Below are 25,507 nucleotides of genomic sequence, written 5' to 3' on the forward strand. Positions count from 1 at the left end.
TCACCTCTTGTCAGCCGGCGCAGCGCTGCGCGATTCTGGGGCCTTCGATTCCTGTGGGGGGATACATGTCCAGAATCACTGCGTCCTGCCTGCGCGCCGCCGCGCTGGCCGGGCTGCTCGGCTCCGGCCTGGTCGCGGTCGTCGCGCCGGCCGCTTCAGCCGCCACCATCACCGTCACCACGACGGCCGACACAGTCGATGGAGGCGATGGGCAGACCTCGCTGCGGGAGGCGTTCGCGGCCGCCGGCTCGAACGGCGTCGACGACGTGATCGGGCTCGGCGCCGCACAGATCTACCCGCTGACCACCTGCACCGGTCCGCTCACCCATGCCGAGGGCCACGAACTCGTTGTCCAGGGCAACGGTTCGACGATCGACCAGGGCTGCGACGCGGTCGGCATCATCGACAGCACCGACCACGCCGGCCGGCTGGAGCTGCAGGACCTGATCATCGACGGCGGTCCGAACACCGCGGCGACCGCGCTGGAAGGCGCCGCCGTTCGCTCGGACAGCGAGTTGCTGATGGCAAACGTCGAGGTCCGCAACGTGCTGTCGCCGGGCGGTTCGGTCGTCTGGTCCAGCTTCGACCACGGCACCACGCCGTACCGGCTGACGCTGAACGGCAGCAACCTGCACCACAACACCGGCAGCATCGTCAGCTGTGACAACTGCTCGGCGAAGCTGGACGGCACCACGATCTCGGACAACACCGGCTCCGGCATCTCGCTGGTCGACGGCTACCCGCTGCAGATCGACAACTCGACCATCTCGCGCAACACCCGCGCCGGGATCAGCAACACCGGCCAGGGCTTCCCGGCCAACAAGATGTCGGTGAACTTCACCCAGATCCAGGACAACGGCCGGGTCGGGATCCGCTGCGGCAACTGCGGCGGGCTGACCATGTACTCCAGTGGCGTCAACGGCAACGGACTGACCGCGGCCGACGCGCTCGGGGGCATCTCCTTCTCGATGTCGCAGCGCAACGGGACGCCGGCGTCGTCGATCAACATCGGCCTGTCCACGATCAGCGGCAACAAGACCACCACGACCGGTGGTGGCCTGAACGTCCCGCCGGTCCTGGTCGAGGACGGCGGCAACACCGCGACGACGTACCTGGACCGGACCACGATCGACAACAACATCTCGGCCGGTGACGGCGGTGGCGTTTCGGTCGGGGTCGGCAACCTCACCATGTACAAGGGCAGCCTGATCGGCAACACGGCGGCCCAGCGTGGCGGCGGTCTGGCGTACGTCACGCCCGGTCCGCCCACCTCGGTGGCGGTGGACACGACCGAGATCCTGAACAACACCGCCGGCACCGACGGTGGTGGGATCTTCAGCAGCAGCCAGGGCGCGCTCAGCGGCTTCCAGCCGATCATCGCGGGCAACACCGCGACCGGGAACGGTGGCGGCGTCAAGGTCGGCTTCGCTTACCAAGCCGACTTCGAGGGTGCCAAGATCTACGACAACAAGGCGGCCAACGGCGCCGGGCTGGACCTGGCGGCCGAATCGATCACCTTCGACAAGTCGACGATCAACGCCAACACCGTCGTACCGGCCACTGGTACCGGTGGCGGCGCGCGCATCTCGGGGCTCGGGGCCAGCTTCTTGAACTCCACCATCAACGGCAACACCGCCGCGGTCGGCGGTGGCCTCAACATCACCGGGGCCATCCACGTCACGCTGACCCACGTGACGATGGCCGATGACACCGCCACCACCGGCGCGCACATCGCCGCGGTCCCGGCGGCCACGGTCCACCTCAACCGCAGCGCCCTGGTCCTGCCGATCACCGGTACCGCGTGCGCGGGCGTGGGCGGCGCGTTCAACTCCGTCTCGGGTGGTTTCTCCGTACTACGGGACGCCACCTGCGGCACGATCGCCTCGGACCTGGTGACAGCTGCCGATCCGCAGCTCGGTCCGTTGACGAACGGCTACCCGTCCGGACGGTTGCCCGCAGCAACCAGTCCGCTCGGTGGCCGGGTACCGGTGGCGAACTGCACGGCGGTGGACGACCAGCGGCTGCAGGCCCGGCCGCTCGGCGCGAACTGTGACGCCGGGTCGGTCGAGTTCGTCGAGACGGTCGCGCCGGCCAACCCGGACCAGGCGTTGAAGGCCCTGATCGCCGAGCTCAAGGCGCTGCACCTGTACAAGCCGCTCGAGAAGTCGCTGGTGCTCAAGCTCGAACTGGCCCGGGTCGCGCTCAAGGCGAACCAGAAGCCTGCCGCGAAGGTGCTGCTGAACGCCTTCATCCTCGAGGTGAAGTCGCAGTCGGGCAAGAAGATCCCGGCCGCCGCCGCTACTCAGTTGGTGGCGAAGGCAACGGCGATCAGAAACTCCCTGTAACCATCACCGGCCGGCCCTCCTCGGAGGGTCGGCCGCGTGGTTAGAAGCGGTCGCTGGGGTCCGGGGTGCCGGGGCTGCCTGTGCCTGGGGTGCCGCCGGTTGGGCGGGGGCCGGTGGTGACGGTTGGTGAGGGCTGCGGCGTTCCCGGGCCTTCGCTGCTGGGCGGCGGGCTCGTCGGGGTGACGGTGATCGTGATGGTGTCGCTCGGTGACGGGATCACCGGTTCCGGCTCCACCTCGGGGGCGTTGCGGAACAGCAGCCAGGCGATCAGGATCGCCAGCACCATGATGATCGCCATCGCGATCAGCGACATCGTGATCGCGAACCAGGAGGCCGGCCGCAGCGCCGACGGCCACGGCAACGGCCAGATCCGGAACAGGCCCGGGCGGCGACGGTGCTCCCAGTAGTGCCGGAAGTCCGGCCCGCGGACGCGGCCGCCCATCGGCGGGATCCGGTCCATCAGGACCGCCGAGAGCACGTCCTCGCCACGCCGCTCGGCGATCTCCCGCTCGTCGGCGGCGGCACTCGACCCGTCATCGGTCCGGATCGGCCCGAGCGCCACCCAGAGCGCCAGGTCGTCGTCGTCCGCGTCGTTGTGCGCCAGCACGACTCCGGACGGCAGCTCGTCGACCGCGGTGACGAACCGGTCCCGGGCCGCCGCGTCGTCGGCCGCGCCCTCGGTCATCAGCGCGACCACGGCGTCGCGGCCGGTCTCGTCACTGGCCGCGTACAGGTAACCGGCCGCATTCGCGCCGAGCCGGGCTCGCAGCCAGAAGTCACCGACCCGCGGCGGGTCCTCCGGCAGCAGCGGCAATGCGTCCGGCAGCACCGGTGCGGGCGCCTCGGCCGGAGCCTTGGGCTCCGACGGCGCCGCCGTTTCGGTGTGGGAGTCGGTCGCGGTCATCAGTACCAATCCCACCACATCCCTGGTAGCAGTGTCGCCCAGCCCGCCCCGTACGCCGTACCGGAGTGTTCGGATTTGGGCGGGTGGGGAGGATAGGAGGGGAACCGGGTGGGGCGCGCTCGTGCGCGGGCCCGGCCATCTGATGGAATGGCGGCAGTTCCCGAGCGCAGACAAGGTCCGAACTGGACCCCGGAAGGACAGGCATGACCGAAACCACTGTGCCGGCAGGGTCAGTGGCCCAGCAGTCCCATCTGGTCAGCGAGGCGATCAGCGAGGTCAAGCGGGTGATCGTCGGCCAGGAGCACATGGTCGAGACGCTGATGGTGTCGCTGCTGGCCAAGGGACACTGCCTGCTCGAAGGGGTGCCCGGCGTCGCCAAGACGCTGGCGGTGCGGACCTTCGCGTCGGTGGTCGGTGGTTCGTTCGCCCGGATCCAGTTCACCCCCGACCTGGTGCCCTCCGACATCGTCGGCACCCGGATCTACCGGCAGACCCGCGAGGCGTTCGACATCGAGCTCGGGCCGACCTTCGTGAACTTCGTGCTGGCCGACGAGGTGAACCGGGCGCCGGCCAAGGTGCAGTCGGCGATGCTGGAGCTGATGGCCGAGCGGCAGGTGTCGATCGGCGGCCAGACCTTCCCGATGCCCAAGCCGTTCATCGTGATCGCCACCCAGAACCCGATCGAGTCCGAGGGCGTCTACCCGTTGCCCGAGGCCCAGCGGGACCGGTTCCTGGTCAAGATCGACGTACCGCATCCGCGCGGTCACGAGGAGTTCGAGATCCTCCGCCGGATGAGCGTCGACCCGCCGCAGCCGCGCCAGGTGCTGAAGCCCGAGACGATCATGGAGCTGCAGCGCTCGGCCGAGCAGGTCTTCGTGCACAACCTCGTCGCGGAGTACGCGGTCCGCTTGGTGATGGCGACCCGGACCCCGTCCGACTTCCACCTGCCCGACCTGGAGCCGATCATCGAGCTCGGGGTCAGCCCGCGGGCCACCCTCGGCCTGGTGGCGGCCGGCCGCGCGCTGGCGCTGATCCACGGCCGCGACTACCTGCTGCCGAGCGACGTCCAGACGGTCGCCCTCGACGTGATGGGTCACCGGCTCGGGCTGACCTTCGACGCCGTTGCCGACAACATCGACCCGCGCGCCGTGGTCGAGCGGATCCTGGCCACCGTCCCGCCGCCGCAGCCCGTCTGGCGCGACGGCACCGACGGCTCCGGCCGACCGGAATTCGTCTAGTGCCCCCCGTCGGAGGATGCTTGGCGCTTGCGACGCCCAGGCACGCACCTCACGGCACTAGCCGACCGTCCACGATGCTCCGCATCGAGGACGCTCGTCCAGCACCGCGATGCACGCACCTGGACGCCGCAATCACTCAAGCATCCCCCGACGGGGGACACTGACCTATGGCCAACCGACCAGACCCGCGAGTTGCGATGACGATCTCGCAGCTCGCTCCCGAGCGTGCCCTGCGGCGGCTGGAGCTGACGGTCGTCCGCCGGCTGGAGGGCATGCTGCACGGGGAGCACCTCGGCCTGCTGCCCGGCCCGGGCACCGAGCTGGCCGAGGCCCGCGAGTACCAGGTCGGTGACGACGTCCGCCGGATGGACTGGGCCGTCACAGCCCGTACTACGGTCCCGCACGTCCGCGACCTGATCGCGGACCGGGAGCTGGAGACGTGGGCGCTGGTCGACCTGTCCGCCTCGATGGACTTCGGCACCTCCCAGCTCGAGAAGCGCGAACTGGCCGTCGCGGCGGTCGCCACCGTCGGCTTCCTGACCCACCGGCTCGGTGACCGCTTCGGCGGCCTGATGCTCCGTGACTCGTCGCTGCGCCGCTGGCCGGCCAGGTCCGGGCGGCTGGCGCTCTACGGTCTGCTCCGGGCGTTGCTGGCCGAGACCGACCACGGCGAGCACCAGGCCCGCAGCGACCTGGCCGGTGCGCTGGACTCGATGGCCAGGACCCAGCGCAAGCGCGGTCTGCGGGTGATCGTGTCCGACTTCCTGACCCCCGAGGACGGCGAGACCGACAGCCGGATGGAGCCGTCCTGGGAGCGCGCGATGCGCAAGCTGACCGCTCAGCACCAGGTGCTCGCGGTCGAGATCATCGACCCGCGCGAACTGGAACTGCCCAACATCGGCGTCGTGATGATCGGCGACCCGGAGACCGGAGCGATCCGGGAGATCGACACCCGCAAGCGCCGGGTCCGTGAGCAGTACACCGCGGCCGCGCTGGCGCAGCGGGAACGCACCAGGATCGCCCTGCGGAGGGTAGGCGCCGGACATCTGGTCCTGCGGACCGACCGCGACTGGGTCGCCGACACCGTCCGGTTCGTCCTCGCCTACCGGCGGATGGCGCCCCGCCTGCACCAACCGCCGAAGGGAGTGGCTCGCTGATGGAGTTCCTGTCTCCGGCCAGACTGTGGTTCCTGCTGATCATCCCGGTCGTCGTGGCCGCCTACGTGATCCTGCAGCACCGGCGCGCGCAGTACGCGCTGCGCTTCACCAACATCGCGCTGCTCGACCGGGTCGCGCCGCGCCGTCCGCAGTGGCGCCGGCACCTGGCCGTCGTGCTGGCGCTGTTCGCCGTGGCGTCGTGCATCATCGCCTTCGCGCAGCCCAAGGACGAGGTGAAGGTGCCGCGGGAGCGGGCCACCATCGTGGTCGCGATCGACGTCTCGCTGTCGATGATGGCCACCGACGTCGACCCGAACCGGCTGGAGGCGGCGAAGAAGTCGGCGAAGAACTTCGTCAACCAGCTGCCGGCCAAGTTCAACGTGGCGCTGGTCAACTTCGCAGGTACGGCCTCCATCATCGTGCCGCCGACCACTGACCGGGCCACCGTGCAGCGGTCGATCGACGGCCTCGAGCTGGCCGAGTCCACCGCGACCGGCGAGGGCATCTTCACCTCCCTGCAGGCACTGACCCAGGTCCCGCCGGACCCGGATCACCCGAACGACCCGGCCCCGGCGCGCATCGTGCTGCTGTCGGACGGTAAGCGCACGGTCGGCCGGACCGCCCAGGAGGGCGCGCAGGCGGCCAAGGCGAAGAACACGCCCGTCTACACGATCACCTTCGGTACCGACTCGGGCTTCATCGAGATGGACGGCATCCGCCAGCGCGTCCCCCCGGACCGCGCCGAGCTGCGCAGCGTCGCCGAGATCACCGACGGCGAGGCCTACACGGCCGAGTCCGCCGGCGAGCTCGAAGGCGTCTACAAGGACATCGGTTCCTCGGTCGGCTACGACCAGGTCGACAAGGAAGTCACCTCCCGCTTCGCCGGGATCGCGATGCTCCTGACCCTCGCCACGGCCGGCGCCTGCATCGCGCTGGCCTCCCGCTTCCCGTAACCCACTGGCTCAGGTGCCATTGATCAGCCGTACGGCGAGGTCGGGGCTGAACTGACCCGCGGGGATGGTCGGCGCGATTCCGCACGGGCCGTCGGAGTTGCCGGGGACCTTGATCCAGAGCAGCATCTCGGCCCCGCCGCCTTGTTGCGCTGTGCTGCCGAGCCTGCGGCCGGCCGGGTTGCACCACTGGCCGTTGGACCCGTTGCCGTTGCGGCTGGTGTCGATCACGAACGGTTTGGCCGTGCCGAGACCGCTGCGCACGTTGGTGGCATAGGTGACCGAGGCGCTGGTCGTGTAGTAGTTCGAGACGTTCACCGCGAAGCCGTGCGCGTTGGCGATCCCCGCGCCCTGCAGACGCTGCGCCATCGTTGCCGCCGGCACCCAGCCGGCGTTGCCCGCGTCGAGGTAGGCCCAGGTGTTCGGTGCCCGGTCCTTGAACTGCTGGGTGGCGAAGGACAGCATTCCGTTGCGCTCGGCAATCTGTGCCGACGTCATGCACTCGAAGTCACCGAGCGCGTCCGGCTCGATCACCACCACGGCCGGGCGGGTGCCGATCGAGTCCGCGAACGCCGCGACCCAGGACCGGTACGCCGCCGGCGACCCGGCTCCGCCACCCGAGTGACCGCCACACGCGTCCCGGCCGGGCAGGTTGTAGGCGACCAGGACCGGCAGTTTGTCCGCGTTGTCGGCGGCTCCCACGAAGGCGCCGACCTGCGCGCCGATCGTCGTACCGGCCGGGGGGTTGCCGAACCAGCGGGCCATCGGTTTGGTCGCGATATTGGCGTTGATGGTCGCCGCGCGGGAGTCGCCGCTGTGGCTGTTCACCCACGTCCTGGGGGTGGAGTTCGGATCGACGTAGAAGCCGGTGGTCAGGTTGATCGGGCCGGCGAGGGTCTTGGGTTGCCTGGGAACCGACGTATCCGCGAAGGCGGTCAGCCAGGCGAGGGCTGAGTTCCAGTTCACGGCGACTTCGTTGGTGGAGTAGGAGCCGATGTCGTCGACGTAGCAGGTGGCCGGTGCGCAACCCTGGAGCTTGCGTTGGGCAACGGGGTCCTGCAGGCCGGAGTTCGGTCCGCCCGCCAGTGATCCGGGCGCGGGCGAGGGGAGGGCTGGGTCGAGGGCCTTCGCCCAGAAGCGGTGGTGCTGATGATGGCTGTCCCGCTCGCCGTAACCGGTCACGTAGGACTGGTTGATCGCGTTCCGGCCGAGCAGGTAGTCGAGCGACTCCAGCGCCGCGTCGCGGTACTTGCGGTGGCGGGTCAGGTGGAAAGCCGTTGCGATGATCATCGAGTTGTTCGCGACGGCGCTGTTGGATCCCCAGACGTACTTGCCGTCCGCCGGGAGATACGGATTGGCGTAGCCCTGCGATCGCTGGTTGGCCACGTACTGGTCGGCGACCTTGCTGATTCGCTGGGTCAGCTTCCACTGCTCGAGCAGCGGCAGGCGTCGCGGAACCCGGGCGAGCGCGAGGTCCGCCAGGCCGCCGGTCTCCTGCCAGGAGAAGCCGTCAGCCGCCTTCAACTGGGTCGTGACGGCCTTCTTGTAGGCGTGCTTGCCGGTGGTCGCGAAAAGCTCGGCCGCCGCCCAGGAGAACTCGTCGGTCACCTTGCCGTCCTCGTAGGCGCCGCCGCCCTCGCCGCCGTCGGGTGCGAAGATCGCCGGGTTTCGCAGCGCTGCCTTCCAGGCCCTGTCCGCCGCCGTGAGACAACGACCGGCCAGCGTCTTGTCCCAGCGCGCATAGACCCGCGCACACCGGGCACCGACCGCGGCGACGTTGAGGGTGGCGGCGGTCGACGGGGGATGGAGGTATCGCGGCTGCGGATCGTCGGCAGGCTCGAGCGGCAGGCCGGTCCACCTCAGGTCGTGGATCTTGTGATGGACCAGCCCCGACGGCGCCTGCATCCGGAGCAGGAAGTCGAGCTGCCACTTCGCCTCGTCCAGGACGTCGGGAATCTTGTTCCCCGCTTCCGGGATCCGCAACGGCTGGTCGCCGGTCTGCTCGAACAGGTCGAGCAGCTGCCAGGCAGCCAGTGCCCCGTTGACGACGTACTTGCCGTGGTCGCCGGCGTCGTACCAGCCACCCCGTACGTCGAGGCTGTACGTGCACGTGCCAGGCAGGCAGGGGACCGACGTGTCACCCTGGTTCGGCGCGACCCCGAGATGTCCCGCGGCCCGCGCCCGCTCCGCGCCGACGTACCCGGCCTCGATCGGGATGCCGCTGCGGTTGTGGTAGAAGTAGGCGAGCGCGTCCTGACGCAGCGACTGGTACAGGTCGTTGCTGATGGCAAAGGGCTCGCTGAGCCGGGCACCGACCGCCAGCCGATAGCCCTCACCCGCGCCGCGGTACTGCGCGAAGTCGACCAGCTGGACCTTGGAACCCGAGATCGCGTCGGCGCCGAACGGCTTTGTGTTGCCTTCAGCGACAACCTCGTTCTGGGCGTCGAGCAGGCGCCAGAGCTGCGCTGTCGTCTCGTCGGTGACGTAGGTCGCCCGCTTCGGCCCGGCCTGCAGGTAGCCGAGCTGGTTCACCCGCACCGGCGACCCGAAGTCCCGTACCCCACCAGGTGGCACGACACCGCCGACGAACGAGATGTTGTCCAGGCAGAGCGTGAACGGCTCCGCGCTGCCGCCGGCCTGGAAAGTGATCTGGGTGTGCTCCGAGGTCGTCGGCGAGGTGGCGGTGAACTCGAAGGTCTGCGCGGTCGTGGTGACCGCGACGCCCTTGTTGAGGACCGTCGCTCGTGGCAGCGACGCCGTCTGGACGACCGCCCGGAAATCGGCGGCCCGGCTGGCCGAAGCGTCGAACCGCAGTGTGTACGGCTGACCGTTCTCCACCGGCACGTCGTCCTGGCCGATCATCGCGTCCCAGACGTTGACCGTGCCGCCCGGGATCTGCGCGCACAGCCGGCCGTCGACAACGGTCGAGGGCGTGTTCCCACTGGACCACCACGGGCTCTTGCTGCCGCTGTCGAAGGTCCCGTTCAGCACCCGCTCGTACTGCGGGCCGTCGGCCGCCGCTGGAACAGTGCCGGTCGCGGGGATCAGGAGGAGGACGATCAGGCCGATCGCCGGATGCCTTCGGAATCTGTTCATGGGAGCTGCCTCCGGACGGGAATGCGCTGGGAGCGCTTTCACTTTCGGCCTTCGAGTCAGCGGCGTCCCTGTGCATGGTGCCGACGGGTCGGCGACGTGTCAAGACTGAAATGAGCGGGAAACGTGCTCTTCACAACCGGTCCGGAGTGCCCTATGGTCGACCGGAAGCGCTCCCAGTTTTGAACCCGAGTACCCGCCCCTCAGCAGTACGGGTTCTGGCCGGCGCTGACTCAGCGGCGTCACCGTGGCCTCGGCGCCCGGAGTACTGGGAGCGCTTCCAAAATCTGCCCGGAACGAAAGGGTTTTACGATGCGAGTCGGGAAAGCGTTTACCGTCACTCTGGCTGCCGCCGTGGGGATGACGCTGGTGATGGCCGGGTGCGGAGGCGATGACGGTGCGGAGTCGGCGGACGGCAAGGTGACGCTGACGATCAAGACCTTCGGCCAGTTCGGCTACGAAGAGCTGATCAAGAGCTACGAGTCGTCGCATCCGAACATCAACGTCAAGCAGGACAACATCGCCAAGCTGGCCGACTACACCCCCAAGCTGCAGCAGTGGCTGACGGCCGGCCACGGCGCGGGGGACGTGGTCGCGCTGGAGGAGGGCATCCTGATCAAGCTGATGGCCAAGCCCGATCAGTTCGTCAACCTCCTCGACCAGGGGGCGGGCGACCTGAAGGGCAACTTCCTGGACTGGAAGTGGCAGCAGGCACTGACCCCGGACGGCAAAAAACTCGTTGGCCTGGGCACCGATATCGGGGCCCAGGGCATGTGTTATCGGACCGACCTGTTCGCCAAGGCCGGCTTGCCGACCGACCGCGCCGAGGTCGGCGCACTCTGGCCGACCTGGGACGGATACCTTGCCACCGGCAAGAAGTTCGTTGCGGCCGGCACCGGTGCGAGCTTTTTCGACACCGCCGGCGGCGTCTACCAGAACATCTTGATGCAGCAGGGTGACGAGACCTACTTCGACCGCTCGAACAAGCTGATCGCCGACAGCAACCCCGGCGTCCGGGCCGCCTGGGACCAGACGGTCGCCATGGTCGGCGCGGGTTTGTCCGGCAAGCTGCAGATGTGGAGTCCGGCCTGGAACGCGGGCTTCAAGACCGGCAGCTTCGCGACCATTCCGTGCCCGGCGTGGATGCTCGGCATCATCAAGGACCAGGCCGGCCCGGGCAACGCCGGCAAGTGGGATGTCGCCCGGGTGCCGGGTGAGGGCGCGGTGCGCGGCGGCTCGTTCCTCGCCGTACCGGCGCAGAGCAAGCATCCGGAGGAGGCTGCCGAGCTGGCCAAGTTCCTGACCAGCCCGCAGGGTCAGATCGCGGCCTTCAAGGCGAAGAACAACTTCCCGTCCGCACCGCAGGCCATCGACGACCCGGCGGTGTCGGGTGCCGTCAACGCCTACTTCAACAACGCGCCGGTCGGAAAGATCTTCGGTCAGTCGGCCAAGAGCCTGCGGCCGGTCTACCTGGGTCCTGACAACCAGGTGGTCGGCGACGGCATCGGCGACGCCCTCACCGCGGTCGAGCAGGGCAAACTCCAGCCCGACCAGGCCTGGACGAAGGCGATGAACGACGCGAAGCGCGCGATCGACAAGTGAGTGCCACGTTGAGCCGTCCGCCCTCGCCGGCTGCCGAGGCAGCGGGCGGGCGCGGACGCGACGGGAGTCGCGGGCGGATGCCGCGACCAGGTGGGGCCTGGGCAGAGCGGCGCAACCGCCTTGATCTGCACGGATCGCCGTACCTCTTCATCACTCCGTTCTTCGGGTTGTTCGCGCTCTTCGGGCTGTTTCCGCTGGTGTACACCGCGTGGGTGTCGCTGCGGTCGTGGGAGCTGACCGGGGACGCGGGATTCGTCGGGCTGCGGAACTACTCGCGGCTGGCCGGGGATCCCGACTTCTGGAACGCGATGGTGAACACGCTCGGCCTGTTCGTGCTGTCGACCGTGCCGCAGCTGTGTTTCGCCCTCGTCATCGCGGGCCTGCTCAACCGCCCGATCCGGGCGCTGACGATGTTCCGGCTCGGCGTGCTGGCGCCGATCGTCACCTCGGTGGCGGCCGTCGCGATCGTCTTCGGGCAGCTCTACGGCCGCGACACTGGGCTGGTCAACGGGGTGATCGGGCTGGTCGGGGCCGGCCCGATCGACTGGCAGGCGAGCAAGGCGTCGTCCTGGATCGCCGTCGCGAGCATGGTCAACTGGCGCTGGACGGGATACAACGCGCTGATCTACCTGGCCGCGATCCAGGCGATCCCGGGGGAGCTGTACGAGGCGGCGCAGATCGACGGTGCGGGCGCGATCCGGCAGTTCCGGTCGATCACCGTGCCGCTGATCCGCCCGGCCCTGATCTTCACCGTGGTGATGTCGACGATCGGCGGCATGCAGTTGTTCACCGAGCCACTGCTGTTCGGCCAGGGCGACATCTCCGGTGGCAGCCTGCGGCAGTTCCAGACCATCGCGATGTACATGTTCGAGCAGAGCTTCCAGAACTTCGACTACGGCTACGGGTCGGCGATCGCCTGGGCGATCTTCCTGCTCACCGTCGTGGTCGGCGTCGCGAACGCGCTGATCGCCCGCCGCTGGAAGGGTGGCAGTCAATGAGACGACGGACCGCGGGGAACAGCCTCGTCTACCTGACCTTGCTGGTCAGCCTGGTGCTGTCGGTCTTCCCGCTCTACTGGCTCTTCGTCGTGGCCACCCGTTCCAACGACGTGGTCGGGCAGATGCCGCCGCCACTCCTGCCGGGCGGCAACCTGGGCGAGAACGTGAGCCGCCTTTTCGCCGCCCCCGAAGCGCACTTCGCCCGCGGCATGATCAACTCGATGATCGCCTCGGTCGCCGTCACGGTGTCGGTGGTCTTCTTCTCCTCGCTGGCCGGCTTCGCCTTCGCCAAGCTGCGCTTCCGCGGCCGCAACGCGCTGCTGCTCGTCGTCTTGGCGACCATGATGGTTCCGGTCCAGATGGGCATCGTGCCGCTCTACATGGTGATGGTGAAACTCGGCTGGCAGAACCAGTTGCAGGCGGTGATCGTGCCGTTCCTGGTCTCCGCCTTCGGCGTCTTCCTGATGCGCCAGTACGCCGAACGCGCGGTACCGGACGAGCTCATCGAGGCGGCGCGGCTGGACGGCTGCAGCACGTTCGGGCTGTTCGTCCGAGTCGTGTCACCGGCGCTGCGCCCCGGTGCCGCAGTACTGGGTCTGTTCACCTTCATGAGCACCTGGAACGAGTTCCTCTGGCCACTGGCGATCCTGGAGGCGGACAACCCGACCGTGCAGTTCTCGCTCAGCCAGCTGGCCTCGCAGTACTACACCGACTACACGTTGATGTTCTCCGGCACGTTGATCGCGACGGTGCCGTTGTTGCTGGCGTTCATCCTGTTCGGCCGCCAGATCATCGGCGGCATCATGGACGGAGCTGTCCGCGGATGACCGGGATACAGTCGCGGCCAGGTAAGGCGATCGAGAAGGAGACGGCGAGAGTGGCGACCGAGACGCCCAGGCGGCAACCGACGCTCGACGAGGTTGCCGAGCGGGCCGGGGTGTCGCGGTCCGCGGCGTCGCGGGTGATCAACAACGCGCCGCACGTGAGCCGGGCCAAACGCGAGGCGGTCCAGCGGGCGATCGACGATCTCGGCTACGTGCCCAACGCAACGGCTCGCGCGCTGGCCACCCAGCAGGTCGGCGCGGTCGTGCTGGCCATCTCGGGCGACGATCCGGCGATGTTCGCGGACCCGTTCTTCGCCGAGGTGGTGATCGGTATCAACTCCGTCCTGGAGGAGACCGAGCTGGAACTGATGCTCTCGCTCGCCACCTCGTCGCGGGGACAGGCTCGACTGGAGCAGTTGCTGCGGACCAGGCAGGCCGACGGGGTGATGCTGATGTCCCTGCACGGCGACGACCCGCTCGCCAGCCTCGCCGACAAGGCGTCGGTACCGGTCGTCTTCGGCGGCCGCCCGCTGAACTTCGAGCCCCGGTACTACGTCGACGCGGACAACCGCGGGGGAGCGCGGCTGGCCACCGAACATCTGGTCGCGGCCGGTCGCCGGAAGATCGCGACGATCACCGGGCGGCTGGACGAGGGTGCCGGAACGGCCCGGCTGCAAGGCTTCCAGGATGCGTTGGCCGTGGCGAGGCTCGACAGCAGCCTGGTGGAGCACGGCGGCTTCAGCGAGGACGGCGGCAGTCAGGCGATGGCGCGGCTGCTGTCTCGCGCTCCGGACCTCGATGCCGTCTTCGTCGCTTCCGACCAGATGGCCATCGGCGCGCTGCGCGTTCTGGCCCGGGCCGGCCGGTCGGTACCGGCCGAGGTCGCCGTCATCGGCTTCAACGACATCGCCGGCGCTCGTCACACCTCCCCACCGCTGACGACGATCAATCAGCCGATCCACGCACTGGGCCGGGAGATGGCCCGGATGCTGCTTGCTCTGATGGCCGGCGACCAACCCAGCCCGCTGATCCTGCCCACCCGCCTGGTGGTCCGTTCCTCGGCCTGAACGCCGCCGCGACGGGGAAGAGGAGGAATCGCGACACGACGGTGATGTAGTTGACACGGCGAGGCTGCTGGTGTCCGACCCGTTGGTGGTGCAGTATGGAGCTCGCTGTCCGGGATCGACGGCAGGTGATCGAGAACGCTGGGGAAGGCGCCCCTCGAGCACACAGGAGGTCCCGGTGGCGACGACTCGTGGCGTTCTTTACGTCCACACAGTGCCGTCAGCGTTGTGCCCGCATGTCGAGTGGGCGGCGGGCGGCATCCTTGGTGTGCCCGTGAAACTCGACTGGACACCGCAGCCCGCGGCGCAGGGAACCTACCGCGCGGAGCTGTCGTGGCAGGCCGAGGCCGGCACGGCGGCCAAGCTGGCGTCCGCTCTGCGCGGCTGGCAGAAGCTGCGGTTCGAGGTCACCGAGGAACCGAGCAACGGGGTCGAGGGCGAGCGCTACTCGTTCACGCCCACCCTCGGGGTCTTCCACGCGACCACCGGCGTGCACGGCGACATCATGGTGCCCGAGGAACGGCTGAAGGCCGCGATGCTGAAGGCTGCCAGTGGCGAGGCGGATCTGACCGAGGAGGTCGAGCGTTTGCTCGGCCGTCCCTGGGACGACGAGCTCGAACCGTTCCGGTACGCCGGCGACGGCGCACCGGTCCGCTGGCTCCATCAGGTCGTCTGAGCGGAACCTGAGAACTTCAGAAGAAAGCCAAGAACCGCAAGACTTCCTCGAACTTTTCGACCATGCTGTGAGTCAGACGTTCCACCAGGGTGGAGGAGCCGTGGCCGCTGGGCCACCGGGTGTCGGGACACCCCCGGTTGTCGCAAACAGCGGCCGCACCACGTGAGAAGGCGCGGACCTCACGGTCCGCGCCTTTTCCTTTGTCTGGTCTGGAATCAGAGCGGGATGTTGCCGTGGTGGCCGCGGCGGCGGCCGGTGGACTCGGCGGTGGCGATCGCGGCGGCCAGCGCCGAGCGGGTCTTCGCGGGCTCGACGATCTCGTCGACGACGCCGATCTCCCGGGCGCGCTCGATCCCGCCCGCGATCTTCTCGTGCTCCGCGGCCAGCTCGGCCTCGACCTGCGAGCGCAGCTCCGGCTCGACCTCGGCCAGCCGGCGGCGATGCAGCACACGGATGGCGGCGACCGCACCCATCACGGCTACCTCGGCCCGTGGCCAGGCGAACACCCGGGTCGCACCGAGCGAGCGCGCGTTCATCGCGATGTAGGCGCCACCGTAGGTCTTGCGGGTCACCAGCGTGACCCGCGGTACGACGGACTCCGCGAAGGCGTGCAGCAGCTTGGCGCCTCGCCGTACGACGCCGTCCCACTCCTGACCGACACCCGGCAGGTACCCCGGGACGTCGACCAGCACCACCATCGGTACGCCGAACGCGTCGCACATCCGCACGAACCGGGCGGCCTTCTCCGCCGACAACGCGTCCAGGCAGCCACCCAGGCGCAGCGGGTTGTTGGCGATCACGCCGACGGTCCGGCCACCGAGCCGGCCGAGGATGGTGACGATGTTCGGTGCCCAGCGTTGGTGCAGCTCGACGCCGGAGTCCTCGTCGAGCACGCCGCCGACCAGCGGGTGGACGTCGTACGCGCGCTTGGCCGACTCCGGCAGCAGACCGGACAGGTCGGTGTCGGACACGTCGCCGGACACCTCACCGGGATTCGCGAACAGGTCCGCGAGCCGGCGGGCCTTCTCGATCGCGGCTGCCTCGGAGTCGGTGGTGATGTGCACGACCCCGGAGCGCCGGCCGTGCGGCTCAGGACCGCCGAGCCGCAACATGTCGACGTCCTCACCGGTGACCGAGCGAACGACGTCCGGACCGGTGACGAAGATCCGCCCCTCCGGACCGAGGACCACGATGTCGGTCAACGCCGGCCCGTACGCGGCGCCGCCGGCGGCCGGGCCGAGCACGACCGAGATCTGCGGGATCTTGCCCGAGGCCTGGGTCATCGCGAAGAAGATCTTGCCGACCGCGTGCAGGCTCAGCACGCCCTCGGCCAGCCGTGCGCCACCGGAGTGCCACAGCCCGATGATCGGCAGCCCCTCGGCCCGCGCCACCCGGTACGCCTCGACGACGACCTCACAGCCCTGGTCGCCCATCGCGCCGCCCATCACGGTGGCGTCGGAGCAGAACGCGATCACCGGTGCCCCGGCGATCCGGCCGCGGGCCGCGAGCATGCCGGACAGGTCGTCCGGGGTGATCAGCTCGAGGGTGCCCGGATCGAACAGGGCGGTGAGCCGGGAGACCGGATTGCGGGGATCCTCTTCGCGCGGCAGCTTGGCCGGCTTCACAGGGGCGGTGGTCATGGCGGTCTCCCGGCTCGTCTTACTGCATCAGCTAGGTCAGATGGACTTGAAGGCAAGCGCGACGTTGTGGCCGCCGAAGCCGAAGGAGTTGTTCAGGGCCGCGATGTCGCCGTCACCGAGCTTGCGGGGCTCGGTCGCGATGTCGAGCTCGACACCGTCGTCGACCTTGTCCAGGTTGATCGTCGGCGGCACCACCCGGTGGTGCAGGGCGAGCACGGTCGCGATCGACTCGACCGCACCGGCCGCGCCGAGCAGGTGACCGATCATCGACTTCGGTGCGGTCGCCACGGCCTGGTCGGCGGCCTTGCCGAGCGCCTTGCGGATCGCCACCGACTCGGCGACGTCGCCGGCCGGGGTCGAGGTGGCGTGCGCGTTGATGTGCACGATGTCGCCGGTGGCCAGGTCGCCCTCGCGCAGTGCCTGCAGCATCGCGCGCTCGGCCCCCGAACCGGTCGGGTCCGGCTGGACGATGTCGTGACCGTCGGCGGTGATCCCGGCGCCGGCGAACTCGGCGTAGATCTTCGCGCCGCGGGCGATCGCGTGGTCGTAGCTCTCCAGCACCAGCACGCCGGCGCCCTCACCGAGCAGGAAGCCGTCGCGGTCGGCGTCCCACGGACGCGACGCCCGCTCGGGGTCGTCGTTGCGCTTGCTCAGCGCCATCATCTGACCGAACGCGGCCAGCGGCAGGCCGGCGATCGAACCCTCGGCGCCACCGGCCACCACGATGTCGGCGCGGCCGAGCCGGATCTGGTCGGCGGCCAGCGAGATGGCCTCGTTGCTCGACGCGCAGGCGGAGACCGGGGTCTGCACGCCGGCCAGGGCACCGAGCTCGAGGCCGACGTTGGCGGCGGCCGAGTTCGGCATCAGCATCGGGATCGCCAGCGGCGAGACCCGGCGCGGGCCCTTCTGCAGCGCGTCGTAGTTGGCCAGGGTGGTGAGCAGGCCGCCGATGCCGGTGGCGATCGCCACCCCGAGGCGGGTCTTGTCCAGCTCGACGTCGGCCAGACCGGAGTCGGCCCAGGCCTCCCGGGCGGCGACGACGGCGAACTGCGCGTTGCGGTCCAGCCGGCGCGCCTTCACCCGCTCGATGATCTCGGTGGGCTCGACGGCGGCGGGTGCGGCGATCTTGACCGGCAGCTCCTCGACCCAGTCGGCGGTGAGCAGCTTCGCGCCGGACTTGCCGGCCAGCAGGGCGTCCCAGGTGCTGGCGACGTCGCCCCCGACCGGGGTCGTCGCTCCGAGCCCGGTGATCACGACTCGGGTCTTCGACATGGTTACCTCATCCTTCGGCGTAGCAGCGAGTGGTTGAGCCAGGGGAGTCCGGTACGGCGTACCGGCCGGTGCTGCCGGAGCGGTGGCTCACCGGACGGATCCGGTGAGCCCCCACGGCCAGCAGGATCGAGTCGAGTCGATCAGCCGTTCTGGGCGCGCTCGATGAACGCGACGGCGTCGCCGACGGTCTTCAGGTTCTTGACCTCGTCGTCGGGGATCTTGACGCTGAACTTCTCCTCGGTGGCCACGACCACCTCGACCATGGAAAGCGAGTCGACGTCGAGGTCGTCGGTGAAGGACTTGTCCAGCTGGACGTCCTCGACCGGGATGCCGGCGATCTCGTTGACGATCTCGGCGAGGTCGGAGCGGATCTCTTCGGTGCTGGCCATCTGTGTGTTTCCCTTTCGAAAGCTGTGTTAGCAGTGAATGCTGCGTTTGGTGCTAGCCGGGCCGGCCACTTGAGCCGGACCGGACAACTATGGGAGGCGGATCACCTGGGCGGCGAAGGTCAGGCCCGCGCCGAAGCCGATGATGAGGGCCAGGTCCCCGCTCTTGGCCTCGCCGTTCTCGCGCATCGTGGCGATGGCAAGCGGGACGGACGCGGCCGACGTGTTGCCCTGCCGCTCGATGTCGCGGGCCACCTTGACGTGCTCGGGCAGCTTCAGGGTACGGCGCATCGCGTCGGTGATCCGCATGTTGGCCTGGTGCGGGATGAACAGGTCCAGATCCTCGGCCTTCACGCCGGCCACGTCCAGCGCCTGCTGCGCGGTCTTGGCCATCTCGAACGAGGCCCACCGGAACACCGGGTTGCCGTCCATCATCAGGTTCGGCCACTGGGCGTTGCCGTGGGCCTCCTGCCAGGACTCCCGCTGGCTGATCACCAGGTGCTGGGTGCCGTCGGAGCCCCACACCACCGGGCCGATCCCCGCTTCGTCGGACGGTCCGACCACGGCCGCGCCGGCGCCGTCGGCGAAGATGAACGCCGTCCCGCGGTCGGTCCGGTCGGTGATGTCGCTGAGCCGCTCGACGCCGATCACCAGCACGTACTTCGCGCTGCCGCCGCGGACCAGGTCGTTGGCCAGCGCGATGCCGTAGCAGAAGCCGGCGCAGGCCGCCGAGATGTCGAAGGCGGCGGCGGTCGGTGCCCCGACCGCGACGGCGATCTGGGTCGCGATCGCGGGGGTCTGGTACAGGTGCGTGACGGTCGCGACGACCACACAGCCGATCTGGGCCGGGTCGATCCCGGAGTCGGCCAGTGCCTCCTTGGCGGCGTTCGTCGACATCATCAGCACGGTCTCGTCCTCGGAGGCCCAGCGGCGCTCCTTGATCCCGGACCGGGTCTGGATCCACTCGTCGCTGGAGTCGATGTGCTCCAGGATCTCCGAGTTCGGCACGATCCGGCGCGGCCGGTACGAGCCGAGGCCCAGTACGCCGGCGTGCGCGGCGCCGGTCGATTCCGCGATCTGTCCGCCCATGTCAGTTCACTCCACTCGGGTGCAGCCGGACCAGCGGCTGTCCTGGGGCGACGGGGTCGCCCTCTTCCACCAACCACTCGACCACGCTGCCGCCGTGCGGCGCGCGGACCTCGACCTCGTCGCGCAGGCTCTTCACGGTCGCCACGACCTCACCGGCCTCGACGGTGTCACCGGCCTCGCGGGCGATCTGCCCGGCGCGCGTGAAGGTGCCCTTCATCGGTGCCACCAGCAGCCGCCAGGTCGGCGACGCGTCGAGCTCCGACGGGCTGCCGTGCTTGTCCACGAAGGCGCGGGCGTCGTCGAGCTGGTCCGGCGTCTTCAGCGCGAACGTCTCGACTCCCTTGAGCGCGCGCCGGGCGATCCCGGTCAGCGTGCCGGCCGGGGTCATCTCCAGGATGCCGGTGACCTGCAGGTCGGCCATCGTCTGCATGCACAGGTCCCAGCGGACCGGCGCATTGACCTGCTGGACCAGCCGGCTCAGCACCTCGCGGCCGTCGTGCACGATCTGGCCGTCCCGGTTCGAGATCAGCCGGGTGCGGGAGTCGTAGGTGGTGATCGAGCGCGCGTAGCCGGCCAGCGTCTCGACGGCCGGCTCCATGTGCTTGGTGTGGAAGGCGCCGGCCACCGACAGCGGGATGAGCCGGGTCTTGGCCGGCGGGTCGGCCTGCAGCGCGGCCAGCTCCTCGACGGTGCCGGCGGCGACGATCTGGCCGGGACCGTTGTCGTTGGCCGCGGTCAGCCCGTACTGCGCCAGCTTGGCCAGGATCTCCTCGCGGTCCCCGCCGAGCACCGCGGTCATCGAGGTCGGGGTCAGCGCGGACGCGGCGGCCATCGCCTTGCCCCGCTCGCGGACCAGCACCATCGCCTGCTCGGCGCTGATCACCCCGGCGCCGACGGCGGCGGCGAGCTCGCCGACACTGTGACCGGCCAGCGCGCCCATCTTCTGGAACGCGTCACCGGGGTGCGGGAACAGCGCCAGCGCGGACAACATGCTCGACGCGACCAGCAGCGGTTGCGCGATCGCGGTGTCACGGATGGTCTCGGCGTCGGCCTTGGTGCCGTAGTGGGCGAGGTCGAGACCGGCGACCGCGGACAGCCAGTTCAGCCGGTTCTCGAAGACGGGGTCGGCCAGCCACGGCTCGAGGAATCCTGGGGTCTGGGCGCCCTGTCCGGGCGCGACGATGACGAGCACGTGACAACTCTCCCTGAGCCGGGCCCTTCGCGGTGCACGAAGCGGCACGAATTCTACCGGTACGACTTTGTAGGAATCCTACAAAACGGACGCGCTGGGGTCCGGGTTGAGCAGGCGCCCGAGGGCCAGTGCGACACGTAACGTGAAAGCGTCTCGGGGATTCGACGGCGAGTAGCCCGTGAGATCCCCCACACGCTTCAACCGGTACCGGACGGTATTGGCGTGGATGAACATCGCCCGGGCCGTCGCCTCGATCGAACCACCCGAGTCCAGGTACGCCGCGACGGTGTCGAGCAGGACTCCGTCGCCCATCGTGAGCGGGCCGTAGACGTCCGAAGCTAGTTGCCTGCGTGCGTGACCGTCTCCGGACAGTGATCTCTCGGGCAGCAGTTCGTCGGCCTGGACGGGCCGTGGGGCGCCCGGCCAAGCGGGTGCTGCGCGGAGTCCGGCGACTGCCGCCCGGGCGCTGGTGACGGCCGACATCAGGTCCTTCACGACCGGTCCGACCACGATCGGACCGGGCCCGAACCAGCCGATCAGCTTTTGTACGATCTCGACAGGTTTACTCGTACCACCGAGTACCACCACCAGCCGGTCGCCCTGCATCGCGCAGAGCGCGTCGGCCCCCGCCTCCCGGGCCGCATGCCGTACTGCGTCCGCCACGTTCGCGCTGCCGGACTCGGTCTCCAGGGCTCGCCCGACGACCACGGCGACCTCCGACGACGTGCCGCCCGTAGTACTGGTGCCGGTCCAGCCGAGGGCGGAGGCGCGGGATCGGACCGACTCGTCCGCCTCGCCGCGGATCACCGAATCGACCACGAGCGCTTCCAGCCGGGCGTCCCACGCGCCGCGCATCTCGGCGGCCTGGGCGTAGACGGTCGCCGCGGCGAAGGCGACCTCACGGGCGTAGCGCTGCATCGACTCCCGCACGATCGGTACGTCGTCCGGTGGGAGCAGGTCGCCGATCCGGTTCTCGATCACCTCGATGGTGGTGCGGACCAGGTCGACCGTCTGGTGCAGCGAGATCACCCGGGTGAACTCGCGCGGCGCCGAGCCGAACATCCGGGTCGGCATCGACGAGTGCGCCTCCGGGTCGCGGAACCAGTCGACGAACGCGGTGATGCCGGACTGCGCGACCAGGCCGATCCAGGAGCGGTCCTGCGCCGAGAGCAGACCGAACCACGGCAGCTTCTCGTCCATCGCGGTCATCGCGGCGGTCGCGAGGGCGCCGGTTGCGCCTTGCAACCGTTCCGCCCGCGCGTCATGCGCCTTGATCGCCCGCTTGGTCGCCACGTCCTGACCATACAGACGTCGTCGCGACTGGTCCTGCGAAGTGGTTGCCGAGCGCGGCGAGCGCGGGATGCCGGTTGTCGGCGCGCCGGATCAGCGAGTGGGGATAGACCGGCGTGGGATCGCGGAAGTCGATTCGCCGCAGTTTGTAGCTCTCCGGCCAGCGGAACCGCGTCTGCTCGCCGACGAAGGTGGCGCGGGTGGGATCTTCGGCGAGCCCGTCGAGCATGACGTCGAGGCCGAAGTTGGGGCCGGTCGTGTCGATGCTGAAGCCGAACGCGGCGGCCAGTTCGTCGTAGTACGCGGACCATTCGGTGCCGGCGAGGTTGCCGGGCATCCAGATCTCGCTGCCCTGGAGGTCGGCGAGTTGGAGGAATTCCGCGCCGGCCAGCGGGTGTGCGGGTCCGGTGAGCAGTTGGAGCGGTTCGTCGAGGACGCGGGTCGCGATCAGGCCGGCGCCGAGTGTCCCGCGAACTGCCCGGAAGGCCGCGTCGACCTTCCCTTCCCGTACTGCGGCGATGGCCGGTGCCCCGTTTGGCAGAGTGGCGATGTCGAGGTCGACGTCGGGGTGCGCGCGATGGAAGTCGCGCAGCAGACCGGCCGGTGCGAGGAACCCGGCGATCACGTCGACGCGGAGAGCCCGGCTTCCGGGACGGACCGAGGCCAGGGCCCGTCGCTCGGCGTCGAGGAGTGCTTGGGCGTGGGGAAGGAATGTCTCGCCGTCGAGCGTGAGCTGGGCGCCGCGCGCAGTACGGGTGAAGAGGAGTGTGTCGAGGTGTCGCTCCAGCGCCGCGATGCGTTTGGAGACGGCCTGCTGGCTGATCCGCAGGTCGTCGGCCGCGTCCTGGAACTTGCCCGAGGCCGCCGCCACGACAAAGGTCCGAACAGCCTCGAGATCCACTGAACCAGTTCTACAACGTCCGGGGTTGTCGGTCGGAGGCGGCATGATGGGGGGATGAGTGATCGGGCGGGTGTCGAGGCCGCGGTGGAGGCGCTGAGGAAGATCGGGTACTTCCTCGAGCGCGACCGGCAGCCCACACATCGGGTGAAGGCGTACCGGCGGGCGGCGGACACGATCGCGGGGTTGCCGCCGGCCGAGGTGCGGGCGCGCCGGCGGGCCGGCACGCTGACCGAGTTGGCGGGGATCGGGCCGAAGACGGAGGCCGTGATCATCGAGGCGATGGACGGCGGCACTCCGTCGTACCTGGTGAAGCTGGAGGAAGCGGCGAGCGACCTGACCACGGCGGGCGCCGGGGTCGCGTTGCGGGCGGAACTGCAGGCCGATCTGCATCTGCACTCGGACTGGTCGGACGGCGGCAGCCCGATCGAGGAGATGGCCCGGACCGCGGCCGCGCTCGGTCACAAGTACATCGCGTTGACCGACCATTCGCCCCGGCTGACGGTGGCCAACGGCCTGTCCCGGGAGCGCCGGCTGCAGCAGCTCGAGGTGGTTGCCGAGCTCAACAAGAAGCTCGGCGACGAGCTCGACGGGTTCACCATCCTGAACGGGATCGAGGTGGACATCCTGGACGACGGTTCGCTCGACTGCGACAGCGAGATCCTGGCCCGGCTCGACCTGGTGGTCGCCAGCGTGCACTCGAAGCTGCGGATGGAGTCCGAGGCGATGACCGAGCGGATGGTGCGCGCGATCGCCAACCCGCACGTCGACGTACTGGGTCACTGCACCGGTCGGCTGATCACCGGTGGACGCGGCACCCGGCCGGAGTCGCAGTTCGACGCCGAGGTGGTCTTCGAGGCCTGCAAGCAGTTCGGCACCGCGGTCGAGATCAACTCCCGCCCCGAACGCCTCGACCCACCCCGCCGCCTGCTCTCACTCGCCGTCGAGACGGGTTGCCATTTCTCCATCGACACCGACGCTCATGCCCCGGGGCAACTCGACTGGCAGATCTACGGGTGCGAGCGTGCCGAGGAGTGCGAGGTCCCGGCCGACCGGATCATCAACACCTGGGACGCCGACGCCCTCCAGACCTGGACCGCATCCTCCTAAGGCTGTTCGAAGCCCAACGCCTGCAGGATTTCCGGCAGTGGCCGGCCGGTGGGAGCCGCGGTGGTCAGGCCCTGGATGAAGGCGGTCAGGACCATCCGGAAGTACATGTCGAAGTCGATGGTGGGGAGGCCCTCCTGAGACGCGGTCAGCACGGAGTCAGCGGCCAGCGCCGCCTCCGCCGCGGCGCGTTCGCGACTGTCGGCGTACACCTCATGGCGTTCCTCGGCCGCGGCCAGGGCGATCGCGACCGTGGCGACCCCGCTGCACATCACGCCGGCCACGTCCGGGGTGTAGCCGCGCCGCACCAATGACTCGATTCCTGAGCGCATCAGCCGCGCGCCCGACTCCCCGCGCGGGAAGATCGACTGCAGGTACGCTGTCATCCCGGGATGCGCGAGGCAGAAAGCGCGCATTTGGTGCGCCAGTGACATCAGGTACTCCGCGGCGGTGTCGTCCGGATCGTCGGCCAGCCGCAGTTCGCTGAGCACCGCCTCGCCCACCAGCCGCTCCAGGCCGAGTTTGCCGTCGACGTGCCGGTAGAGCGCGGTCGGCGTGACCCCCAGCGCGGTCGCCACGCCCTGGACCGTCAGTCGCGAGAGCCCGATCTCCAGCGCCGCCCGCTCGATGTCCTCGAGGCTGATCTGCGCCGGACGCCCACCCAGTCGGCCCTTCTTGCTCACGGCACCTTCCTATCACCGCCTGAACCCTAAGTTATGGTATTAACTAACCGACAGGCAGTAATCGCCCAGTGGCGCAAAGCCACACTCGGAGGTAGTAGCAGTGAATGAACTCAGCCGCAGAACAGTCCTGAAGGCCGCCGGTGGCCTGACCGCCGCGCTCGGCCTGGGGGCCGGAACGATTCTCGCCACCTCGTCGGCCGCCAGTGCGGGTGTCGGTGACGGCTTCGGTCTGCGCGTCGTCGACCGCAACGAGGCCGACCCGCGGATGAAGTACTACCGGTTCGCCACCGACGCCATCGGCTGGAACCCGGCCGTCAACGTCCTGCTCCCGGACGACTACGACAGCGGCCGCACGTACCCGGTCCTCTACCTGCTGCACGGCGGCGGCACCGACCAGGACTTCATCACCTTCGACCGGATGGGCATCCGCCAGCTCACCGCCGGCCGCCCGATCATCGTGGTGATGCCCGACGGCGGCCACGCCGGCTGGTACTCGAACCCGGTCCACTCCAACACCGGCCCGCGCAACTGGGAGACCTTCCACATCGACCAGCTCCGCCCGTGGATCGAGGCGAACTTCCGGACCTTCGCGGAGTACGACGGCCGCGCGGTGGCCGGCTTCTCGATGGGCGGGTTCGGCGCCCTGAAGTACGCGGCCAAGTACTACGGCCACTTCGCGTCCGTCAGCTCGCACTCGGGGCCGGCCAGCATTCGCCGCGACGGCGGACTGGTCGTGAACTGGGCCAATCTCTCCTCCGCCGCGATCGACCTGGCCGGCGGCACCGTGTACGGCGCACCGCTGTGGGACGAGGCCCGGGTCACCGCGGACAACCCGGTGCAGCGGATCGAGAGCTACCGCAACAAGCGCGTCTTCCTGGTCGCCGGGACCAGCCCGGACCCGATCAACTTCTTCGACATGGCCAACGAGACCCAGGTGCTCGCCGGGCACCGCGAGTTCCGCGCGCTGCTGGGCCGGGCCGGGATCGAGCACGAGTGGCACGAGGAGCCGGGCGGCCACATCTTCCGCGGCACCATGTTCAGCCGCGACCTGGACGGCATCATCGCCAGGCTCCGCAAGGCCTGAGGTTGGGTCCTGAGG

General features: G+C 69.4%; 21 protein-coding genes. 11 read left to right on the forward strand and 10 right to left on the reverse strand.

Annotated features, from left to right (window positions below; genetic code table 11):
* Nucleotides 1-65: 65 nt before the first annotated feature.
* Complete coding sequence (locus ACQPYM_RS15720; protein ID WP_433021255.1) at nucleotides 66-2,345, forward strand: right-handed parallel beta-helix repeat-containing protein; 2,280 nt, start codon at nucleotides 66-68, stop codon at nucleotides 2,343-2,345.
* A 40-nt stretch (nucleotides 2,346-2,385) separates the two neighbouring features.
* Here the strand turns inward: ACQPYM_RS15720 and ACQPYM_RS15725 are convergent, their stop codons facing one another.
* Nucleotides 2,386-3,249, reverse strand: a complete 864-nt coding sequence (locus tag ACQPYM_RS15725; protein ID WP_433021257.1) for a hypothetical protein — start codon at nucleotides 3,247-3,249, stop codon at nucleotides 2,386-2,388.
* Nucleotides 3,250-3,452: 203 nt separating this feature from the next.
* Between ACQPYM_RS15725 and ACQPYM_RS15730 the strand changes: the two genes are divergently transcribed.
* From ACQPYM_RS15730 to ACQPYM_RS15740, 3 genes are all read left to right on the forward strand, one after another.
* The gene (locus ACQPYM_RS15730) at nucleotides 3,453-4,487 is read left to right on the forward strand and encodes an AAA family ATPase (protein ID WP_360282483.1); all 1,035 of its coding nucleotides are present in this window, start codon (nucleotides 3,453-3,455) and stop codon (nucleotides 4,485-4,487) included.
* 197 nt (nucleotides 4,488-4,684) lie between these two features.
* The gene (locus ACQPYM_RS15735) at nucleotides 4,685-5,644 is read left to right on the forward strand and encodes a DUF58 domain-containing protein (protein WP_433021259.1); all 960 of its coding nucleotides are present in this window, start codon (nucleotides 4,685-4,687) and stop codon (nucleotides 5,642-5,644) included.
* Complete coding sequence (locus ACQPYM_RS15740; RefSeq protein ID WP_433021261.1) at nucleotides 5,644-6,597, forward strand: VWA domain-containing protein; 954 nt, start codon at nucleotides 5,644-5,646, stop codon at nucleotides 6,595-6,597. Before ACQPYM_RS15735 ends, ACQPYM_RS15740 begins: the two co-directional genes overlap by 1 nt.
* Nucleotides 6,598-6,606: 9 nt before the next feature.
* Here the strand turns inward: ACQPYM_RS15740 and ACQPYM_RS15745 are convergent, their stop codons facing one another.
* Nucleotides 6,607-9,690, reverse strand: coding sequence for a glycoside hydrolase family 9 protein (locus tag ACQPYM_RS15745; protein ID WP_433021263.1), 3,084 nt, complete (start codon nucleotides 9,688-9,690; stop codon nucleotides 6,607-6,609).
* A 309-nt stretch (nucleotides 9,691-9,999) separates the two neighbouring features.
* Here ACQPYM_RS15745 and ACQPYM_RS15750 point away from each other — a divergent pair, with 309 nt between their 5' ends.
* From ACQPYM_RS15750 to ACQPYM_RS15770, 5 genes are all read left to right on the forward strand, one after another.
* On the forward strand, nucleotides 10,000-11,289 hold the full coding sequence (locus ACQPYM_RS15750; RefSeq protein WP_433021265.1) for an ABC transporter substrate-binding protein: 1,290 nt from the start codon (nucleotides 10,000-10,002) through the stop codon (nucleotides 11,287-11,289).
* Nucleotides 11,290-11,366: 77 nt separating this feature from the next.
* Nucleotides 11,367-12,287: a carbohydrate ABC transporter permease gene (locus tag ACQPYM_RS15755; protein ID WP_433021267.1), complete on the forward strand. Its 921-nt coding sequence runs from the start codon at nucleotides 11,367-11,369 to the stop codon at nucleotides 12,285-12,287.
* On the forward strand, nucleotides 12,284-13,114 hold the full coding sequence (locus ACQPYM_RS15760; RefSeq protein WP_433021269.1) for a carbohydrate ABC transporter permease: 831 nt from the start codon (nucleotides 12,284-12,286) through the stop codon (nucleotides 13,112-13,114). The genes ACQPYM_RS15755 and ACQPYM_RS15760 overlap by 4 nt, the downstream gene beginning before the upstream one ends.
* The gene (locus ACQPYM_RS15765) at nucleotides 13,111-14,178 is read left to right on the forward strand and encodes a LacI family DNA-binding transcriptional regulator (RefSeq protein ID WP_433021271.1); all 1,068 of its coding nucleotides are present in this window, start codon (nucleotides 13,111-13,113) and stop codon (nucleotides 14,176-14,178) included. The genes ACQPYM_RS15760 and ACQPYM_RS15765 overlap by 4 nt, the downstream gene beginning before the upstream one ends.
* Nucleotides 14,179-14,353: 175 nt before the next feature.
* Nucleotides 14,354-14,851 (forward strand): DUF3145 domain-containing protein, encoded by a 498-nt coding sequence (locus ACQPYM_RS15770; RefSeq protein WP_132193951.1) that lies wholly within the window; start codon nucleotides 14,354-14,356, stop codon nucleotides 14,849-14,851.
* A 215-nt stretch (nucleotides 14,852-15,066) separates the two neighbouring features.
* Here ACQPYM_RS15770 and ACQPYM_RS15775 read toward each other — a convergent pair whose 3' ends face one another.
* From ACQPYM_RS15775 to ACQPYM_RS15805, 7 genes are all read right to left on the reverse strand, one after another.
* Entirely contained in the window at nucleotides 15,067-16,491 is a 1,425-nt protein-coding gene (locus ACQPYM_RS15775) for an acyl-CoA carboxylase subunit beta (RefSeq protein WP_433021273.1), read from the reverse strand.
* 36 nt (nucleotides 16,492-16,527) lie between these two features.
* On the reverse strand, nucleotides 16,528-17,763 hold the full coding sequence (locus tag ACQPYM_RS15780; protein ID WP_433021275.1) for a beta-ketoacyl-[acyl-carrier-protein] synthase family protein: 1,236 nt from the start codon (nucleotides 17,761-17,763) through the stop codon (nucleotides 16,528-16,530).
* 140 nt (nucleotides 17,764-17,903) lie between these two features.
* Entirely contained in the window at nucleotides 17,904-18,152 is a 249-nt protein-coding gene (locus tag ACQPYM_RS15785) for an acyl carrier protein (protein WP_433021277.1), read from the reverse strand.
* An 87-nt stretch (nucleotides 18,153-18,239) separates the two neighbouring features.
* Nucleotides 18,240-19,238, reverse strand: coding sequence for a beta-ketoacyl-ACP synthase III (locus ACQPYM_RS15790; RefSeq protein WP_433021279.1), 999 nt, complete (start codon nucleotides 19,236-19,238; stop codon nucleotides 18,240-18,242).
* Between the two features lies 1 nt (nucleotide 19,239).
* Entirely contained in the window at nucleotides 19,240-20,430 is a 1,191-nt protein-coding gene (locus tag ACQPYM_RS15795; RefSeq protein ID WP_433021281.1) for an acyltransferase domain-containing protein, read from the reverse strand.
* A gap of 78 nt (nucleotides 20,431-20,508) precedes the next feature.
* Complete coding sequence (locus ACQPYM_RS15800; RefSeq protein WP_433021283.1) at nucleotides 20,509-21,723, reverse strand: PucR family transcriptional regulator; 1,215 nt, start codon at nucleotides 21,721-21,723, stop codon at nucleotides 20,509-20,511.
* Nucleotides 21,692-22,621 carry a LysR family transcriptional regulator gene (locus tag ACQPYM_RS15805; RefSeq protein WP_433021285.1) on the reverse strand — a complete coding sequence of 310 codons (930 nt, stop codon included), beginning with the start codon at nucleotides 22,619-22,621 and terminating at the stop codon, nucleotides 21,692-21,694. Before ACQPYM_RS15805 ends, ACQPYM_RS15800 begins: the two co-directional genes overlap by 32 nt.
* A gap of 54 nt (nucleotides 22,622-22,675) precedes the next feature.
* Here ACQPYM_RS15805 and ACQPYM_RS15810 point away from each other — a divergent pair, with 54 nt between their 5' ends.
* Nucleotides 22,676-23,728, forward strand: a complete 1,053-nt coding sequence (locus ACQPYM_RS15810; RefSeq protein WP_433021287.1) for a PHP domain-containing protein — start codon at nucleotides 22,676-22,678, stop codon at nucleotides 23,726-23,728.
* On the opposite strand, the gene ACQPYM_RS15815 is transcribed toward ACQPYM_RS15810, so the two are convergent.
* Nucleotides 23,725-24,408 carry a TetR/AcrR family transcriptional regulator gene (locus tag ACQPYM_RS15815; protein WP_433021289.1) on the reverse strand — a complete coding sequence of 228 codons (684 nt, stop codon included), beginning with the start codon at nucleotides 24,406-24,408 and terminating at the stop codon, nucleotides 23,725-23,727. The genes ACQPYM_RS15810 and ACQPYM_RS15815 overlap by 4 nt on opposite strands.
* A gap of 100 nt (nucleotides 24,409-24,508) precedes the next feature.
* Here ACQPYM_RS15815 and ACQPYM_RS15820 point away from each other — a divergent pair, with 100 nt between their 5' ends.
* Nucleotides 24,509-25,492 (forward strand): alpha/beta hydrolase-fold protein, encoded by a 984-nt coding sequence (locus ACQPYM_RS15820; RefSeq protein WP_433021291.1) that lies wholly within the window; start codon nucleotides 24,509-24,511, stop codon nucleotides 25,490-25,492.
* The last annotated feature ends 15 nt before the right edge of the window (nucleotides 25,493-25,507 follow it).

Origin of the sequence: Kribbella sp. CA-294648 (assembly GCF_050943845.1) — a bacterium.
Lineage (GTDB): Bacteria > Actinomycetota > Actinomycetes > Propionibacteriales > Kribbellaceae > Kribbella.

Bases quoted from the DNA above. Each gene is read 5' to 3' on its own strand.
- ACQPYM_RS15720 (WP_433021255.1), top strand. From the start codon at position 66: ATGTCCAGAATCACTGCGTCCTGCCTGCGCGCCGCCGCGCTGGCCGGG.
- ACQPYM_RS15725 (WP_433021257.1), bottom strand. From the start codon at position 3,249: ATGACCGCGACCGACTCCCACACCGAAACGGCGGCGCCGTCGGAGCCC.
- ACQPYM_RS15730 (WP_360282483.1), top strand. From the start codon at position 3,453: ATGACCGAAACCACTGTGCCGGCAGGGTCAGTGGCCCAGCAGTCCCAT.
- ACQPYM_RS15735 (WP_433021259.1), top strand. From the start codon at position 4,685: ATGACGATCTCGCAGCTCGCTCCCGAGCGTGCCCTGCGGCGGCTGGAG.
- ACQPYM_RS15740 (WP_433021261.1), top strand. From the start codon at position 5,644: ATGGAGTTCCTGTCTCCGGCCAGACTGTGGTTCCTGCTGATCATCCCG.
- ACQPYM_RS15745 (WP_433021263.1), bottom strand. From the start codon at position 9,690: ATGAACAGATTCCGAAGGCATCCGGCGATCGGCCTGATCGTCCTCCTC.
- ACQPYM_RS15750 (WP_433021265.1), top strand. From the start codon at position 10,000: ATGCGAGTCGGGAAAGCGTTTACCGTCACTCTGGCTGCCGCCGTGGGG.
- ACQPYM_RS15755 (WP_433021267.1), top strand. From the start codon at position 11,367: ATGCCGCGACCAGGTGGGGCCTGGGCAGAGCGGCGCAACCGCCTTGAT.
- ACQPYM_RS15760 (WP_433021269.1), top strand. From the start codon at position 12,284: ATGAGACGACGGACCGCGGGGAACAGCCTCGTCTACCTGACCTTGCTG.
- ACQPYM_RS15765 (WP_433021271.1), top strand. From the start codon at position 13,111: ATGACCGGGATACAGTCGCGGCCAGGTAAGGCGATCGAGAAGGAGACG.
- ACQPYM_RS15775 (WP_433021273.1), bottom strand. From the start codon at position 16,491: ATGACCACCGCCCCTGTGAAGCCGGCCAAGCTGCCGCGCGAAGAGGAT.
- ACQPYM_RS15780 (WP_433021275.1), bottom strand. From the start codon at position 17,763: ATGTCGAAGACCCGAGTCGTGATCACCGGGCTCGGAGCGACGACCCCG.
- ACQPYM_RS15785 (WP_433021277.1), bottom strand. From the start codon at position 18,152: ATGGCCAGCACCGAAGAGATCCGCTCCGACCTCGCCGAGATCGTCAAC.
- ACQPYM_RS15790 (WP_433021279.1), bottom strand. From the start codon at position 19,238: ATGGGCGGACAGATCGCGGAATCGACCGGCGCCGCGCACGCCGGCGTA.
- ACQPYM_RS15810 (WP_433021287.1), top strand. From the start codon at position 22,676: ATGAGTGATCGGGCGGGTGTCGAGGCCGCGGTGGAGGCGCTGAGGAAG.